A 16,705-nucleotide genomic window follows, 5' to 3' on the forward strand; every position below is an offset into this window, starting at 1 on the left:
TCTATATACGGACCATAGCGTCGGTTACGCCCCGGGCCCCCCGGCGGGCCCAGCGCCTGCTCACAGCCTTCCGGCCTCGGGATATCTGGCGAATATGGCTTGCTTATGGCCGGTTCCCGATGCTCTGGAGAGTCCGTGTTTTGCACGGATCCCTTGTTCACCGGAGGTGGGAAAATGCACGCTGACGAAGCCGACGACCGCCGTTACCTCGTGGTTCTCAACGACGAGGAGCAGTACTCGATCTGGTGGGCCGACCGGGCGCTGCCGGCCGGCTGGCACCCGGAGGGCACCGAGGGCAGCAAGTCCGACTGCCTGGACCACATAGGAAAGATCTGGACCGACCTGCGGCCGGCGAGCCTGCGCCGCCGGATGGCTGCGGCCCGATGAGTGCCTCCCGCAGGCTGGTGTCGCTCGACGACCTGGGCGACGACGATCTGGAGCAGATCGTGCGCCGGGGCGTCGCCCACTCCGCGGGCACCTCCGAGAACCGCGAGCCGCTGGCCGGGCAGGTGGTCGGGATCTACTTCGGGATGACCTCGACCCGGACCAGGACCGCCTTCTGGTCCTCGGCGCTCCGGCTCGGAGCCCACGTGATCTACTTCGGCCCCTCGGATCTGCAGACCAACACCGGTGAGGCGGCCGGGGACACGGGGCGGGTGCTGTCGGGCATGCTCGACCTGCTCGTCGCCCGGACCGGCCGGCCGACCGCGGAGCTGGAGCTCTGGGCCGACCAGCACCGCATGCCGGTCGTCAACGCGATGACGGAGGAGGAGCATCCGACCCAGGCGCTCGCCGATCTGACCACGCTGCGACGCCGCTTCGGCTCGCTCGACGGGCTGCGGGTGCTCTACGTCGGCGAGGGCAACAACACCGCGGCCGCGCTGGCCATGGCGCTCGGCAGGACGCCCGGTGTGGAGCTCGAGCTGCGCACACCGCCCGGCTACGGGCTGGACCCGCGCATCCTGGAGCGGGCGCGGGGCTCTGCCCGGCGGAGCGGGGCCCACGTCACCGAGACGCACCGGATGGACCCGCGGCCGCGCGGCTTCGACGTCATCTACACGACGCGGTGGCAGACCACCGGCACCACCAAACCCGACGCCGACTGGCGGCGGATCTTCGCGCCGTTCCAGGTCACCCGGGCGCTGTGGGAGGGAAGTCCGGACGCGGTGTTCATGCACGACCTGCCCGCCCACCGTGGCGAGGAGGTCACCGCGGACGTGCTGGACGGTCCGATGAGCATCGCCTTCGACCAGGCCGAGAACAAGATGCACAGCGCCATGGCGGTCCTCGAGTGGTGCCACGGCGCGGCCATGGAGGACCGCACCGAGAGCGAAAAGGCATCCCTGCGGTGACCGGGATCAGTCCCAGCGGCGCGTCGGCCCCGGTCGACGCGCCGCCGCCGTTGCGGCGCAACCGCGACTTCCTGCTGCTGTGGACCAGTGCGGGAGCCACCCAGTTCGGGGCTCGGATCGGCGTCATCGCCTACCCGCTGCTCATCCTGTGGGGCAACGGCTCGGCCTCCGACGCCGGGCTGGTCGCGTTCGCCGGTCTGCTGCCCATGCTGGTCCTCCAGCTTCCCGCCGGGGTGATGGTCGACCGCTGGGACCGGCGACGCCTGATGCTCATCTGCAACGTGGTGGGTCTGGCGGCGATGCTCAGCGTGGTAGCCGTGGTGGTGGCCGGTTCGGTCTGGCTGCCCCACATCCTGGCGGTCGCCTTCGTGGACGGCGCGGCGACGATCTTCTACCAACTGGCCGAGCGCACCGCCGTCAGGAACGTGGTGCATCCCGACCGGCTGTCGTCCGCGCTCGCCCAGAACGAGGCGCGGGGACGGGCGGCGGGCCTGCTCGGCCAGCCGGCCGGCGGCGCCGCGTTCTCGCTGGCGGGCTGGCTGCCCTTCGGACTGGTGGCGGGCGGTCATCTGCTGTCCCTCATCAACCTCAGCCTGGTCAAGGCGCCCTTCCAGGAGGAACGCGAACCGGGCGAGCGCGACTGGAAGGCGGAGGTGAAGCAGGGGCTTTCCTGGCTGTGGGGCCAGCGGTTCCTGCGCGCGGCGATCTGCGTGGTGGCGGGTACCAACCTGCTGTTCCAGATCGTCAACATGGCTCCGCTCGTGGTCATCAGGGCCCAGGGCGGCTCGGCCGCCCAGGTCGGTGTCATCGGGCTGGTCTCCGGTCTCGGCGGGGTGGCCGGCGCGCTGTCGGCCGGCAAACTGCTGACCGGGTTCAAGCTGCCGAACATCCTGCTCGGCACCCTGCTGAGCTGGACGATCCTGGTCCCCACGGTCGCCCTGACCACGCAGTACTGGGCCATGCTCGTGCTGTACGCGGCGATGTCCTTCACGGGCGCGGCGCTCAACGTCGGGGCCGGCGCCTACATGGCGCACCTGGTGCCCGACGAGATCCACGGCAAGGCGATGAGCGCGGTGATGCTGGCTTCCTGGGGAGCCAACTCCCTCGGTGCGCTGGCCGCGGGCTTCCTGCTCGAAGCCTTCAGCACCACTGCCGTCCTGCTCGGTGTCGCCGCGGCCATGCTCCTGTGCACCGTCGCGGCCGCGGCCAGCCCGGCGATCCGTAACCCCTAGGGCCTGTACGGGCCCGTGACGCCGCGGGACATCCCCGGAAGGCCCTGACCCCCAGCGCTTGAGGCTCTCCACCCGGACCACGGGTGGGGAGCCTCAAGCGCTGCGGCACGTGCACGGTCGGACGGCCTGACACCCCGCGGCCACGGTCGGGCAACCTCAAGCCCCCGGCCCTCACACGGTCGGGCGACCTCAAGCCCCCCAGCCCTCACACGGTCGGAAAACCTCAAGCCCCGGCCCTCGCACGCGAAAAGGCTCTCCGCCGGACCACGGGTGGGGAGCCTCAAGCGCGACCGAACGCCCTCAGGTCCCCGGCCCTCACACGCGAAAAGGCTCTCCTCCCGGTCCGGGAGGAGAGCCTTTTCGCGGTGGCCCGTCAGCGCCCTCCCGGCGGTGTCCGCCCCGTCATGGGGCGGACACCGCCGGTCGGTGCGCTAGGCGAGCGCGGCACAGAGCCTGGCCGCCGTACGGTACTCGAACACCTCGCGGACCGAGACGTCCAGACCCTGGCGGCGCAGTGCCTCGGTCGCCCGGTGCGCACGGATCGAGTCGCCCCCGAGGTCGAAGAAGTCGTCCTCGACCCCGATCCCGTCCACCGGGAGCACCGAGCGCCAGACGGTCACGACCTTCTCCTCCAGCGGGGTCCTGGGGGCCACCGGCTCGGCCCGGGCGTAGGCCTGAGGCCCCGGTACGGGCAGGCCGCTGGGGTCGGTCTTGCCGGCGACCGTACGGGGGATGGCGTCCAGGAGCACGAACGCGACGGGGATCATCGGCTCGGGCAGGACCCGGGCCAGCGCCCTGCGCAGCTGTGCGGGGCTCGTGTCCCGCGCCACCACGTAGGCCACCAGCTCACCGCCGACCATGGTCACGGCTGCCTCGGCGACCGGGCCGACCGCCATGAGGGCGGCGGCCACCTCACCGGGCTCGACCCGGTGCCCCCGGATCTTCAGCTGGTCGTCGAGCCTGCCCAGGAACTCCAGGGATCCGTCGGCCAGCCGGCGGACCCGGTCGCCGGTGCGGAACCAGCGGGCGCCCGGTTCGCCCGTCGGGTCGGGGACGAACCGCTCAGCCGTGGCCCGGGCGTCGCCGAGGTAACCCTCGGCCACACCGACGCCGCCGACGCAGAGTTCGCCCGGGACCCCGTCCGGGACCGGGTGCCCGGCCGCGTCCCGCGGCTCGGCGTGCACGCCCTTCAGCGGCCGGCCGATCACGCTCCTGCCGCCGTGGGCGATGTCGTCGGCGGTGATCCGGTGCGCCGTCGCGTACACGGTGGTCTCCGTCGGGCCGTACAGGTTGACGAGGGCCGTGCGATCGAGCCGGCCCGCCCACGGGGCGAGCTCGCCCGCGCGCACCTTCTCCCCGGCCAGCACCACCGCCCGGAGGCCGGGTTCCGTGCCGTCCGTGAGAATCTCGGTCAGGCCGCGGAAGGCCGTGGGCGTCTGGCAGAGCACGGTCACACCCTGCTCGTCGATCAGGTCGGCCAGCTCGCGCGGCGAGCGGGCGGTCTCCCGGTCCGGGACGACCAGCGTCCCGCCCGAGACCAGCGCTCCGAAGACCTCGAAGACGGAGACGTCGAACGACGGGGAGTGGGTCAGCGCCCAGACCTCGCCCTCCGCCACACCGATCCGCTCCAGCGCGGCCACCACAACTGAGGCCGCCTGGGCGTGCCCGACCGCGACGCCCTTGGGCCGTCCCGTCGAACCCGAGGTGTAGATCACGTACGCCAGGTCTCCGGCCGGTTCCGGGCCGGACGCCGAACGGCCGCTGCCGACGAGCGGTACGGAATCGAGTCCGGCCAGGGCGAGCCCGGGGCCGGTCACCACGGTCCGGGCGCCGGCGTCCGCCGCGTACCCGGTGAGCCGGTCGGCCGGCAGGGCGGGGTCGAGCGGCAGGTAGGCCGCGCCCGACTTGAGGACGCCCAGCAGCGCGACGACGAGGGCGGCGGAGCGCTCGACATGCACGCCGACGACGTCTCCGGGACGCACGCCCCGTTCGGCGAGGTCCTCGGCCAGCCGGTTCGCACGCTGGTCGAGCTCCTCGTACGACAGCGTGTCCGCCCCCGAGACGACCGCGGGCAGGTGCGGGGTGCGGGCCGCCCGCTGTCGGACCAATTCGTGCAGCCTGTCCGTGACCGGGACGGCCGGCTCGCGCACGGGTGCCCGGCCGGACGGGAGGGGGCCGCGGGCGTCGCCGTCCGGGTCCTCGGCCATGGCCTCCAGAACGGTGCGGAGCATCCGTCCGATGCGTTCGGCCTCGGACCGGGACACGGCGCGGGGGTCGTGGCTGAGCCCCAGCCGGTCCGGCCGGGCGATCACATTGAGCCCGAACTCGGTCCGCAGGCTGCCGCCCCGGCCGGCCGCGACGTCCACGAGATCGGTGTCCACCTGGTGGAAGTGCACGAAGTTGAAGATCGTGTCGATCAGCCGGCCGGAACTCCAGCCGCGCTGCAGCGCCGACATCGGGTACCGGCGGTGCGGCCAGAGCTCGATCTCGCGCCGGAACACCGACTGCACCAGTTCGCGCCACGTCGTCGCCGTCCGGTCCACCGGGAACGGCACGGTGTTGAGGTACATGCCGTGCACGCGGTCGGCGCCGATCCGCTCGGGCCTGGTGTCGCAGACGAGCCCGACGTGGACGTCGCGTTCCTCGGTCAGCGCCCCCATGACCTTGACGAACGCGGCCAGCAGCACGCTCTTGACGGAGGCCTGGGCGCTTGCGGCGAGTTCCCTCAGCGCGGGCTGGATGTCCTCCAGCCCGACGACGACATCGGTCGTGTCCCCGGGCTCCTCGTCGCCTCCCCAGCTGTCGGGGAAGGCGAAGGGCGCTCTGCCCTCCAGGACCCCCTCCCAGTAGGCGCGGTCCTCCTTCGAGGTGAGCGAGGCCAGCTCCTCGGCGACGAAGTCGGCGAACCGGACGGCCGGGAGCCGGTGCGGTTCGGCCTCCAGCCCGTCCCTGAACCGGTGGTAGACGGTGACCAGCTCCATCAGCAGCTGATGGTAGGTCCAGCCCTCGGTGATCAGGTGCGCCTGGGTGAAGACGACGGTCCAGTGGCCGTCCGGTTCGAGGAGCACGGTCATCCGCATGAGGGGCGCCCGGGTGAGGTCGAACAGATCCCCCTGCCCGGCCATCCCCCGTACGGCCTCCTCGACCTCGGTCCCGGTCCCGGCCCGGAGGTCGCGGACCTCGACCGGGATGCGCGCGGACTCGTGGACGAGCTGCATCGGCACGGAGTACCCGGACAGATGGATCGAGGTCCGGAGCATCTCGTGCCGGGCCGTCAGCTCTTCGACGGCGCGGCGGAAGGCCTCGGGCTCGAACGGCCGCTCGTCCTTGATCCGGAACGAGGTGACGTCGTGGTAGCTGTCGCGGCCGTCGTCGGAGAGCATCTCCACCGCCATGCCGATCTGGTTCTGCGCCAGCGGGTAGGCGTCGGTGAGGGAGCCGGGCAGCAGCGGCCTGTCCTGTGCGGGCACCAGCGCGAACGGCGCGACGACCTGCTGGGCCGCGGCGTCGAGCAGCGGCCGTTCCTCGAGGGCCGCGCAGAGCGCGGCGACGGTCCGCAGCTGGAAGATGTCGCGCACGGTCACGTCCAGGCCCTCGGCGCGCAGCACGCCCGCCACGGTGACGGCCCGGATCGAGTCGCCGCCGAGGTCGAAGAAGGCGTTCTCCACCCCCACGTGGCCGACCGGCAGCGCCTCCAGCCACGCCGCGGCCACCCTGCGCTCCAGGGCGGTGCGCGGTTCGACGTGGGCGGCCCGCACGAACGCCTCGGAGCCGGGCTCCGGCAGCGCCTTGCGGTCCACCTTCCCGTTCGGCGTGAGCGGGATGCTCCGCAGCGCGACGAACGCGGCCGGGATCATGTAGTCGGGCAGAGTGGGAGCCAGCGCGGCCCTCAGCGCCGCGGGGTCGGCCTCGTCGGCCACCACGTAACCCACCGGCTGCCCGCCGCGGACCGCCACGACGGCCTGGCGCACCAGGCCGGTGGCGGTGATCGCGGCCTCGATCTCGCCGAGCTCGACCCGGTGGCCGCGGATCTTCACCTGGTCGTCGATCCGGCCGAGGTATTCCAGGTTGCCGTCGGCTCCCCAGCGGGCCAGGTCGCCCGTGCGGTAGAGCCGGTCGCCCGGCCGGCCGCTGAACGGGTCCGGGACGAAGCGTTCCGCGGTCAGTCCCGGCCGGCCGCCGTACCCCCGGGCCACGCCGACGCCGCCCGCGTACAACTCCCCCGCGGTTCCCGCGGGGACGAGCCGGAGCTCGCCGTCGAGGACATAGAGCTCGGTGTTGCGGACGACCTTGCCGATGGGCGTACGGAGCATGGGGGCGTCGTCGGGGGTCAGGACGGCGTGGGTGATGTCGTCGGAGCACTCGGTCGGGCCGTAGGCGTTCACCAGCGGGATGTCCGGGAAGCGCTGGAACCAGCGGGTGCACAGGTCCGGCGGCAGTTCCTCTCCGGTGACGACCAGCCGGCGCAGGGCCTGGAGCCGGGGCACGGGGGTGCCCAGGTCCCAGAGGTCCAGGCCGGCGCGCAGCAGGGACGGGACGACCTCGAGCACGGTGACGGACTCGGCGTCCGCGAGGCCGAACAGGGCCTTCGGGTCGAGCGCCACCTCGCGGTCGACCACGCGGGTGCGGCCTCCCGTGACCAGCCCGGCGAGCATCTGCCACACGGAGATGTCGAAGCCCTGCGAGGCGTTCTGCACGATCGTGTCGGCGGTGGTCAGCTCCAGGTCCTCGGCCTTGGCGAGGAGGTGGTTGCCCATGCCGCGCCGGTGCACCAGCACCCCCTTGGGGAGACCGGTGGAACCGGAGGTGTAGATGACGTAGGCGAGGTTCTCGGGGTCCGCCCGGCAGTCGGTCCCCGCCAGGTCTCCGGTCGGCCCCTCCAGTCCCTCCAGCTCCAGGACGGTGTCGGCGCCGAGGCCGTCCGGGGCGCCGCGACCGGTCACCAGCCGGCGGGCCCCCGAGTCGGAAAGCATGTACGCGAGACGGTCCACCGGCAGTTCGGGGTCGAGCGGCAGGTAGGCCGCGCCTGCCTTGAGCACCGCCAGCACCGCGACGACCAGGTCCGACGAACGGTCCATGCACAGGGCGACCACGGCGTCGGCGCCGACGCCCTTGGCCGTGAGGCGGCGGGCGAGCCGGCCCGAACGCTCGTCGAGCTCCCGGTAGGTGAGCGTGCCCGCGTCATCGGTCAGGGCGGGCGCGTCCGGGGTCTCGCGGGCGAAGGCGGCGACCTTCTCCGGGACGTCCAGGGTCAGCGGGGTGCGCACGTTCGAGGACCAGGCGGCGAGCTGCTCGCGCTCCCCGTCGGGCAGCCGGACGGCCTGCGCGTCGCCCTCCGGGTCGGCGGCCATCGATTCGAGCACCGCGCGGAACATTCCCGCGATGCGGTCGGCGTTGCCCTCGTGCACGAAGCGGGGGTCGGCGGTCACCCAGATGTGGCCCGCCCTGGAGGACACGGTCAGGGGGAACTCGGTCGGGCTGTCGTCGGTGCCGGCCATGTCGATCAGATCGGTGTCGACCTGGCGGAAGTCCTGGTAGTTGAAGTACACGTTGACCAGGCGCTGCCGGCCGGGCACGTCACGCTGGATCTCCGCGAGCGGGAAGCGGCGGTGCGGCCAGAGCTCCACCTCGCGCTCGAAGGTGCGGCGCACGAGGTCGCGCCAGGTCCTGCCGCCGCGCTCGACCGGGAACGGGAGCGTGTTCAGGTACATGCCGTAGACCCGGTCGGCGCCGGCCGCTTCCGGACGGGCGTCGCAGATCAGCCCGGTGTGGAACGCCGCCTCGTCGGTGAGCTGGCTCATCACCTTGGTGTACGCGGCGACCATCACGCTCTTGAGCGAGGCGTCGGCGGCCGAGGCCAGCCGGCGCAGGCCGGCCTCCAGGTGGGACCAGGGGGTACGGCGGACGAGGTAGCGGGAGCCGGTCGGCAGCGATGGGTCGCCCCAGCCCGCGGGCACCCGCATCGGCGCATGGGCGCTGGTGACGCCCTTCCAGTAGGCGCGGTCCTCGGCCGAGTCGACGGAGGCCAGTTCGGCCGCGATGAAGTCCGCGAACCGGACGGCCGGCCGCTCGAACGGCGCGGGCTCGCGGCCGTCCCTGAGCTGGTCGTAGAGAGCGAGCAGCTCCATGATCAGGGTGTGGTGCCCCCAGCCCTCCAGGATCGGGTGGCACTCGGTGATCGACAGCCAGTAGCCGCCGTCGTCCGTGATGTGGGCGAAGACCCGCATCAGTGCGGGGGTGCTCAGGTCGAAGAGGTTCGCCCGGTCACGGGCGGCGAAGTCGGCGAGCCTGCGCTGGACGTCCTCGTCGGGGAGCGGGCCGAGCTCCTCCATGCCGACCGGCATCACCGCCGCGGTGTGGACCACCTGCATGGGCACCGTGTAGCCGGCCAGGTGGAGCGAGGTGCGCAGGATCTCGTGCCGCGCCACCGCGATCCGGGCCGCCTCGCGCCAGGCCGGCAGCGAGAACGGCTTCGGGTCCTTGATCCGGAACGAGGTGACGTTGTGGTAGCTGTTCTGCTCGTCGGCGAGCATCTCGACGAGCATGCCGATCTGGTTCTGGGACAGCGGATACGCGTCGGCGGCGCCCTCGGGGAGCCGTGCCCGGTCCACGTCCGAGATGAGCGCGAACGGGAGGACGCCCTGGTCCTGACCGGCCAGCACCGGCCGGGAGGCCACGAGTTCACAGAGCGCGGCGACGGTGTGGTGGGCGAACACATCGCGGACCGAGACGTCCAGGCCCGCCTCCCGCACCGCGCCGACCAGCGCGACGGCCCGGATGGAGTCGCCGCCGAGGTCGAAGAAGCTGTCGTGGACGCCGACCTCGCCGACCTGCAGGACCTGTTCCCAGACCGCGGCGACCTGCTCCTCGAGCGGGGTGCGCGGGGCCGTCCTGACCACGTCCCGCGCGGGGCCGGGAGCGGGCAGGGCCGCCACGTCCAGCTTGCCGACGGGGGTGAGCGGGATCCGCTCCAGCGCCTGGAACGTGCCGGGGATCATGTGGTCGGGCAGGGTCAGGGCCAGCCAGTCGCGCAGTGCGCCCGGCTCCGGCACGTCTGCGGCGGGCACGTAGTAGGCGGCGAGCCTGCCGTCGACGGCGAGCACCCGCGCCTCGGTGACCGACGGGTGCCCGGTCAGGGTGCCCTCGACCTCGGCGGGCTCGACCCGGTAACCGCGGATCTTGAGCTGCCGGTCGACGCGGCCGGCGAACTCGACGGTGCCGTCCGGGAGTACCCGGCCGAGGTCGCCGGTGCGGTAGAGGCGTGAGCCCGGCTCACCGAAGGGGTCGGGCAGGAACTTCTCGGCGGTCGCTCCCGGCCGCCCCGCGTAGCCCCGGGCCACGCCCGTCCCGCCGACGCAGACCTCTCCGACGACCCCGGACGGGACGGGCGAGAAGGTCTCGTCGAGCACGTACATGGTGGTGCCGGGGATCGGGAGCCCGATCGGGACGACCTCGCGCTGGGGGCCGCCGACCTGGTGGGTCGAGTTGCCGACCGTGATCTCGGTGGGGCCGTACTCGTTGATCAGACGGCCCGCGCCCAGCAGGGTGTCCCAGCGTTCCGCGGTCGGGCCGAGCAGGGCGTCGCCGCCGGTGACGACGACGTTCGCGAGGCCGTCGATGTCCGCGTCGGCGAGCTGGTGGCCCAGCAGGTCGAGGTGGCCCGGGGTGAGCTTGACGAACGCGTACGGCGCGCCGCGCGTCAGCAGGGCGCCCAGGTCGGCGAGGTCGAGGTCCTGCGGGAGCACGTGCACCGGGAGTCCCGCGCACAGCGGACCGAACAGCACCGGGACGACCACGTCCGAGGAGACCGTGGAGAACAGCGGGGCTCCGGTGATCCGGGCGTCGCCGATGTACTGGGCCAGCACCCAGTCGAGGTGGACGGCCAGCGAGGCGTGCGAGATCTGCACGCCCTTGGGACGGCCGGTCGATCCCGAGGTGTGGATGATGTAGGCCAGCGCGTCGGGGTCGGGCAGGGCCCGGGGGCCGGGGGCGTCGAGCGGATCGGCCTCGTCCACGACGACGATCTCACCGGTGAAGACCTCGGCGAGGCGTCCGGCCCTGGCCCGGTCGGTGACGGCGACCTTGGCGCCGGCGTCGGCGAGCAGAGCGGCCCAGCGCTCCGGCGGGTACTCCGGGTCCAGCGGGACGTAGGCGCCTTGGGCGCGCCAGGCGCCGAGCAGGGTGGCGATGAGGTCGGGGCCGCGGTCGAGCAGCACACCGACGACCGACTCCGCCGCCACGCCGGTGCGGACCAGGCGGCCGGCGATGATGCCGGCGCGGTCGTCCAGCGCCTGGAAGGAGGTGGTTCCCGCGCCGGTGACGGCGGGGGTGTCCGGAGTGGCCGCGACCTGCTCCATGAAGCGTTCGAGCACCGAGCGGTAGGGGGCGGCGGCACCGCCCCGGCCCGAGGCGAGGAACCGGTCCCGCTCCGCGTCGTCCAGGATCTCCAGGGCGGACAGGGGACGGTCCGGGGCGGCCGTGAGCTCTTCCAGCAGCCGGACGAAGCGGCGGCCCATGGCCTCGACGGTCTCGTGGTCGAACAGGTCGGTGGCGTAGATGAGACGCCCGGCGAAGCCGTTCTCGCGGGAGTCACGCACCTGCAGTTCGAGGTCGCACCGTGCCACGCCGCCGTCGGCGAGGAAGGGTTCGGCCGCGATGCCGGGCGGTTCGAAGCCGGCGCCGCCGCCCTCGTGCAGGGTGAAGACCGCCTGGTAGAGCGGGGTGCGCGAGAGATCTCGCTCCGGCTCCACCTCGGCGACGACCTTGGCGAAGGGGACGGCCTGGTGGTCGTACGCGTCCAGGCTGGTGCTCTTGGCCTGGGCGATCAGGTCGGTGAACGAGTCGTCGGCGCCCCAGCCCGCTCTGAGGACCAGCGTGTTGACCCCGTAGCCGAGCATGCCCTGCAGCTCGGGGCGGGTGCGGCCGGAGACGACGGTGCCGACCGCCACGTCCCGGCGGCCGGTGTGGCGGCCGAGCAGTACCTGGTAGGCGGCGAGCAGCACGGTGAAGACCGTGGTGCCCCGCTCGTCGGCGACGGACCTGATCCGCGCGCCCAGGGCGTCCGGGAGGTCGAGGCCGACCTCGGCTCCCTGGTGGCCCCGCACCGCCGGACGGGGCCGGTCGCTGGGCAGTTCGAGCGGCTCCAGCCCGACGAGGTGGGACTTCCAGTAGGCGAGCTGCTCGGCGAACCGTTCACCGGAGGCCTGCCGCCGCTGCCAGGCGGCGAAGTCGGCGTACTGCAGCGCGGGAGCGGGCAGCGGCAGTTCCCGCCCGTCGGCGAACGCGGCGTAGGCGGTGGCCAGTTCGGAGAGCAGGATTCCGGTCGACCAGGCGTCGCAGGCGATGTGGTGGGAGACGAGCAGCAGCACGTGGTCGTCGTCCGCGATCCGGATGAGGTGGGCCCGTGTCGGCCAGTCCCGCGCCAGGTCGAAGGCCCGCGCGCACTCGCCCTCCACCACCTCGCGGGCGTGCGTCTCATCCGCCTCGGTGACGGCGAGCGTGCCCGCGCGGGGCGGGTCGACGACCTGCTCGGGCTCCGCGCCTTCCAGCACGTGCCGGGTGCGGAGGATCTCGTGCCGTTCGACCGTCGTGTCCCACGCCCGCCCGAGCACCTCCGCGTCGAGCGATCCGCGCAGCCGGACCGAGACGGGAACCAGGTACTCGGTGCTCCCCGGGTCGAGCCGGCTGAGGAACCACATCTGCTCCTGCCCGAACGAGAGCGGCAGCGCGCCGGACCGGTCGGCCGGCTCGATGACCGCCCGCGCCCGCCGCCCCCCTCCGGCCAGCCGCTGCCGCAGCAGCTCGGCGCGCACATCGTCGGCGGGTGGCGTCATCACGGTTTCTCTCGGGGTCATCTCGGCCTCTCCCAGTCACGGATCCATCAGCCTTCCGATGCTGGCGAGGGCCGCCATACACGCTCCATATTCGAGCAACTGCGCGCCCCCGCCCGGAGCTGCGACGACGGCCGGGCGGCCGTCACGGCAGCGCGACCGGGCGGGCCGGCCACGCCGGTCGCGCCGGTCGCGCCGCTTCGGCCGCCGTCGGCGGACCGGCCGAGGCTCCTGAGCGACAGGTCCCCGCTCCGCCCGGGACCCGCACGGAGCGAGGTGCTCAGGCGGCCGGGACGGGCAGCTCCGGCTTCCAGAGCTGTGAGACCTCGCCGAACCGCTCGCTGACCCAGAGGTCGTCGTAGATGGTGTCGAGATAGCGGTCCCCCCTGTCGGGGAAGATCATCACGCAGGTGGAGCCGTCCGGGATCTCCTCACTGATCTGCTGGAGCGCGGCGACCACCGCACCCGACGAGCCGCCCGCGAGCACCGCCTCCCTCCCGACCAGCCTCCGGCAGCCCACGACACAGTCGAGGTCGGTCACGTGCACCACCCGGTCGGCAGCGGAGGCGTCGAAGAGGGCCGGCTTGACCGACGCGCCGTGCCCCGGGATGAGGCGCGGCACCTGGCCCCGTTCGCCGAAGAGGACGCTGCCGACGGCGTCGACCGCGACCATGGTCGTACCGAGGCCGTTGGCCCTGGCGTACTGTGCGCAGCCCTGCAGCGTTCCGGTGGTGCTGGTGGCGCAGAACAGGTAGTCGACCTTGCCGTCCAGGGCATCCGCGATCTCCCGCATGGTGTGCTGGTGTGCCGCGGGATTCAGCGGGTTGGCGTACTGGTTGGGCCAGAAGGCGTGCGGGATGGTCGCCACCAGGTGGCGGACCCGCTGCACCCGGCGCTCCAGGAACTCACCGGTCCGCGGGTCCGGCTCCGTCACCTCCTCGATCTCGGCGCCGTAGGCCCGCAGGATGGCGAGGTTCTGCCGCGAGGTCTTCGCGTCGACCACGCAGATGAACCGGATCCCGTGGTAGCGGCAGAGCTGGGCGATTCCGACAGCGAGGTTTCCCGAGCTCGATTCGACCACCACCGAGCGGGCGGGGTCGACTTCGCCGCTCCGGATCCGGTCGAGGATCATGCTCACGGCGGTCCTGTCCTTTATGCTGCCGCCCGGATTGAAGCCTTCGATCTTGGCGAATACCCTTCCGCCGAAATCCGGCAGAAACCGGGGTAGTTCCACCAAGGGCGTGCCCCCGACTGTCCCGAGGATGCTGCTCGCAGCTGTTCCGTACATAGCCACTCCTCTTCGAAAATACCTCCTTCAACCGTTGCCCAGGACGCTATAGGGGCCCTATATGCAACCGGATATGGATGAAGTGCAGAATTGTGTTCCAAGCTCTTCTCAACCGACCCGAGACGAGGTGGACATGAACAGCAACCTGAACAACAACGCGAACAACGCCCGGAACAACAACGGGAACAACAACGCGAACAACAACAACCGGAACAACAACAACTGAACGGCGCACTGAAAGCCCGGCTCCGTGGCCACGGAGCCGGGCTTTGTGTGTGCGGGCCGGCAGCTCAGTCGGACATCGCCACCAGGACGCGGCGCGGCCCCGCGTAGGGCCGGCGCCCGTGCGCCACCAGCACGTTGTCGATGACCAGGAGGTCCCCGGCCTGCCAGTCGACGTCCACGGCGGTGGCCAGGCCCCGGTCGCGGATCTCCAGGACGTACGCGGGGTCGATCGGCGACCCGTCGGCGAAGGTGACGTGCTGGGGCAGGTCCTCCTCCGGCATGATCGCGGCCAGGGCGGCGGCGGTCTCGTCGCCGAGCGCCGCGTGATGCCACTGGTCGGCCTGGTTGAACCAGACCTCCGCGCCGGTGACCGGGTGGGTGACCGTGGCCGGGCGTATCTGCGCGATCCGCAGGCCGCCGTCGCGCTTCCACTCCCACGTCGTCCCGTCCATCGCCTCCAGGTGCCGTTCCACTTCGGCCCGGCCGGAGGCTTCGAAGGTCTCCTGCCAGCTCTTGCCGAAGCCGTGGCCGTCATGAAGGTTCTGGGTGTAGCGCACGCCTCCGGCGAAGGCGGTGCGCAGTTCCGGCGAGAGCGCGGCCAGCCACGCCACGCCGGGAACGACCGGGGTGGCGCCGCCCGAACCCGGCGTGGTCTCGCAGTAGAACGCCAGCCGGGAGGGCCAGCGTGCCGAGTACGACAACTCGTTGTGCATCGAGATCGTCTGCTCGGCGGGGTACTCGGTGGAGGTGTAGACACGGTCGCCCACATGGCTGCGGGGCGAGTTCCCGTGCACGTACGCGAGCCGGTTGCGCAGGATCCGGTCGAGTACGCCGCCCAAGGCGGCGGGCGTGATCCGGAAGCCGCGGAACACCACGGCGCCGTTACTCAGCAGCAAGTCGTCGAGGCGCTCGGTCAGTTGGTCGAGCAGCGGGCCGTCCGCCGCGGTGATCTCCGTGGGGGCCCAGGTCATGGTTTCCGTCATGCGCACGAGCGTCCCGCCGGGGGCTATACCGGCCCGATATCACCGCCGGGTCCGTCGCGGGCGGGTCGGTCGCGGGGCCCCCGCCCCGCGGGCTCGACGCCGCCTCCGAGCTCGGCGGCGCACGCCCCAGGCCCTGCGCCGACACACACGTACCTGCGCTCCCAGTTCACCCCAGGAGTGCACCAACTGCTCATAACTGCGCAGAGGTTCGGGGTGAACATACATTTTCAGTCACGGGCGGCTTCCCTCCCCCCACATACTGGGAGTTCACTGGTCGTGACGAATGGTGACGTGATCGCCGTGCACGTCAGGCGGTCCGCTGCCCTGGTCCGGCGGGCCCGGCTGCGACGGGCCGGCCCCGCGGAGGAAAGAGGACAGCAATGACAGCCGCCCCTCCCGTGACGCTTCCCCGGCGGGATCCGGCCGTCCGGCCCGGCCGCGGCGCCCGAAGCGTGCCACGGGTGGCCCGCTGCGACCGTCCGCCCCGCCGGCCCTGATCCGCTCCCGCGGCGACCACCGCCGCAGCCGGCTCACGGCCGTTCCACCTGTCACCGACGCCGGTGCGGACAGCTTTCCCCACGGACACGGCTTTGTCGAAGCGCCGATCGACGACCTCGTGTTCACCGTCCGCCGCCCCGGCCTGTGCGTGCGCGGTTCCTTTGCGCATCCCCCTTCCCTGTACATGACGTTCAGACGAGGTGCACCATGAGCAAGTTGGCGCTACCGGAATTCCACATGCCGTTCGAGAGCGCGGGATGTCATCCGGGAGTCGAGCAGACCAAGCAGGCCGCCTGGGCATGGGCGGAGGCCAGTGATCTCGCCCTGTCACCGGTGGCCCGTAAGAAAATGATCCGGACCCGCCCCGAACTCTGGATATCGCTCATATTCCCCGAGGCCTCACAGAAACACCTCGACCTCTTCTGCCAGTGGCTCTTCTGGGCGTTCCTGGTCGACGACGAGTTCGACGACGGCCCGGCCGGCCGCGACCCCCAGGTGTGCGAGAGCGCGATCGCCCGGCTCGTGGACGTGCTCGACGGCGCACGGGCGCCCGTCGGCCCCATGGAGCACGCCCTGGCCGAACTGCTGGTCCGCACGTGCACGGACAGGTCGGCGCGCTGGATCCGGCAGTTCCGCCGCGACACGGCGGCCTGGCTGTGGACGTACTACGCGGAGGCGGTCGACCGGGCGGCCGGGCACGTGCCGAGCACGGCCGACTTCGTGAAGCACCGCCGCGATTCGGTGGCCATGCAGCCGTTTCTCGACCTGCACGAGATCACGGCGGGAATCGACCTGCCGGAATCCGCCCGGAGCCTTCCCGCCTACATCGCCCTGCGCAATGCGGTGGCCGACCATTCAGGACTCTGCAACGACATCTGCTCCTTCGAGAAGGAGGCCGTGCTCGGATACGAGCACAACACCGTCCGGCTCATCCAGCGGGACCGCGGCGGCTCGCTCCAGGACGCCGTCGACGAGGCCGGGATCCTGCTGGCCCGCATCGCCGACCGGGTGCAACGGGCGGAGAAGGAGCTGGTCGAGGAGATCGAGGCGGCGGGCATCGAGGGGCTCCCGCGCGTCGCACTGGAGCGGTGCGTACGGGACTACCGAGGGCTCGTCCGGGGCGACTTCGACTACCACGCACGCGCGGAGCGCTACACCCGCCCCGACCTCATGGAGATCGACGAACACGGCTCCATGTCCCGGAACTTCGCCGCCTGACAGGGGCGCGCAGCACTGAACTACCCGTTGGCAACGGTGAGTTCAGGACATTGTCCGTCCACACGAGACGTGGCTTCCG

7 protein-coding genes are annotated in these 16,705 nt (G+C 72.0%); 4 read left to right on the plus strand and 3 right to left on the minus strand.

Annotated features, from left to right (window positions below; genetic code table 11):
* Positions 1-174: 174 nt before the first annotated feature.
* Genes ABZ454_RS22175 through ABZ454_RS22185 form a run of 3 tightly spaced genes read left to right on the plus strand, consistent with a single transcriptional unit; the run spans position 175 to position 2,584 of the window.
* On the plus strand, positions 175-387 hold the full coding sequence (locus ABZ454_RS22175; RefSeq protein WP_359540111.1) for an MbtH family NRPS accessory protein: 213 nt from the start codon (positions 175-177) through the stop codon (positions 385-387).
* Entirely contained in the window at positions 384-1,352 is a 969-nt protein-coding gene (locus ABZ454_RS22180; RefSeq protein ID WP_356316537.1) for an ornithine carbamoyltransferase, read from the plus strand. The genes ABZ454_RS22175 and ABZ454_RS22180 overlap by 4 nt, the downstream gene beginning before the upstream one ends.
* Complete coding sequence (locus tag ABZ454_RS22185; protein ID WP_359540114.1) at positions 1,349-2,584, plus strand: MFS transporter; 1,236 nt, start codon at positions 1,349-1,351, stop codon at positions 2,582-2,584. Before ABZ454_RS22180 ends, ABZ454_RS22185 begins: the two co-directional genes overlap by 4 nt.
* Before the next feature lie 431 nt (positions 2,585-3,015).
* Here the strand turns inward: ABZ454_RS22185 and ABZ454_RS22190 are convergent, their stop codons facing one another.
* From ABZ454_RS22190 to ABZ454_RS22200, 3 genes are all read right to left on the minus strand, one after another.
* Positions 3,016-12,438 (minus strand): amino acid adenylation domain-containing protein, encoded by a 9,423-nt coding sequence (locus ABZ454_RS22190; protein WP_359540116.1) that lies wholly within the window; start codon positions 12,436-12,438, stop codon positions 3,016-3,018.
* Between the two features lie 256 nt (positions 12,439-12,694).
* Positions 12,695-13,702: a 2,3-diaminopropionate biosynthesis protein SbnA gene (gene sbnA / locus ABZ454_RS22195; RefSeq protein ID WP_359540119.1), complete on the minus strand. Its 1,008-nt coding sequence runs from the start codon at positions 13,700-13,702 to the stop codon at positions 12,695-12,697.
* A 290-nt stretch (positions 13,703-13,992) separates the two neighbouring features.
* The gene (locus ABZ454_RS22200) at positions 13,993-14,910 is read right to left on the minus strand and encodes a TauD/TfdA family dioxygenase (protein ID WP_359540121.1); all 918 of its coding nucleotides are present in this window, start codon (positions 14,908-14,910) and stop codon (positions 13,993-13,995) included.
* Positions 14,911-15,645: 735 nt separating this feature from the next.
* Here ABZ454_RS22200 and ABZ454_RS22205 point away from each other — a divergent pair.
* Complete coding sequence (locus ABZ454_RS22205; protein ID WP_356318941.1) at positions 15,646-16,626, plus strand: terpene synthase family protein; 981 nt, start codon at positions 15,646-15,648, stop codon at positions 16,624-16,626.
* The last annotated feature ends 79 nt before the right edge of the window (positions 16,627-16,705 follow it).

This window comes from Streptomyces sp. NPDC005803 (genome assembly GCF_040630435.1).
Classification (GTDB): Bacteria; Actinomycetota; Actinomycetes; order Streptomycetales; family Streptomycetaceae; genus Streptomyces.

What these genes read in the sequence shown, in the direction of transcription:
- ABZ454_RS22175 (WP_359540111.1), top strand. Translation starts at nt 175, where the DNA reads ATGCACGCTGACGAAGCCGACGACCGCCGTTACCTCGTGGTTCTCAAC.
- ABZ454_RS22180 (WP_356316537.1), top strand. Translation starts at nt 384, where the DNA reads ATGAGTGCCTCCCGCAGGCTGGTGTCGCTCGACGACCTGGGCGACGAC.
- ABZ454_RS22190 (WP_359540116.1), bottom strand. Translation starts at nt 12,438, where the DNA reads ATGACCCCGAGAGAAACCGTGATGACGCCACCCGCCGACGATGTGCGC.
- sbnA (WP_359540119.1), bottom strand. Translation starts at nt 13,702, where the DNA reads ATGTACGGAACAGCTGCGAGCAGCATCCTCGGGACAGTCGGGGGCACG.
- ABZ454_RS22200 (WP_359540121.1), bottom strand. Translation starts at nt 14,910, where the DNA reads ATGACGGAAACCATGACCTGGGCCCCCACGGAGATCACCGCGGCGGAC.
- ABZ454_RS22205 (WP_356318941.1), top strand. Translation starts at nt 15,646, where the DNA reads ATGCCGTTCGAGAGCGCGGGATGTCATCCGGGAGTCGAGCAGACCAAG.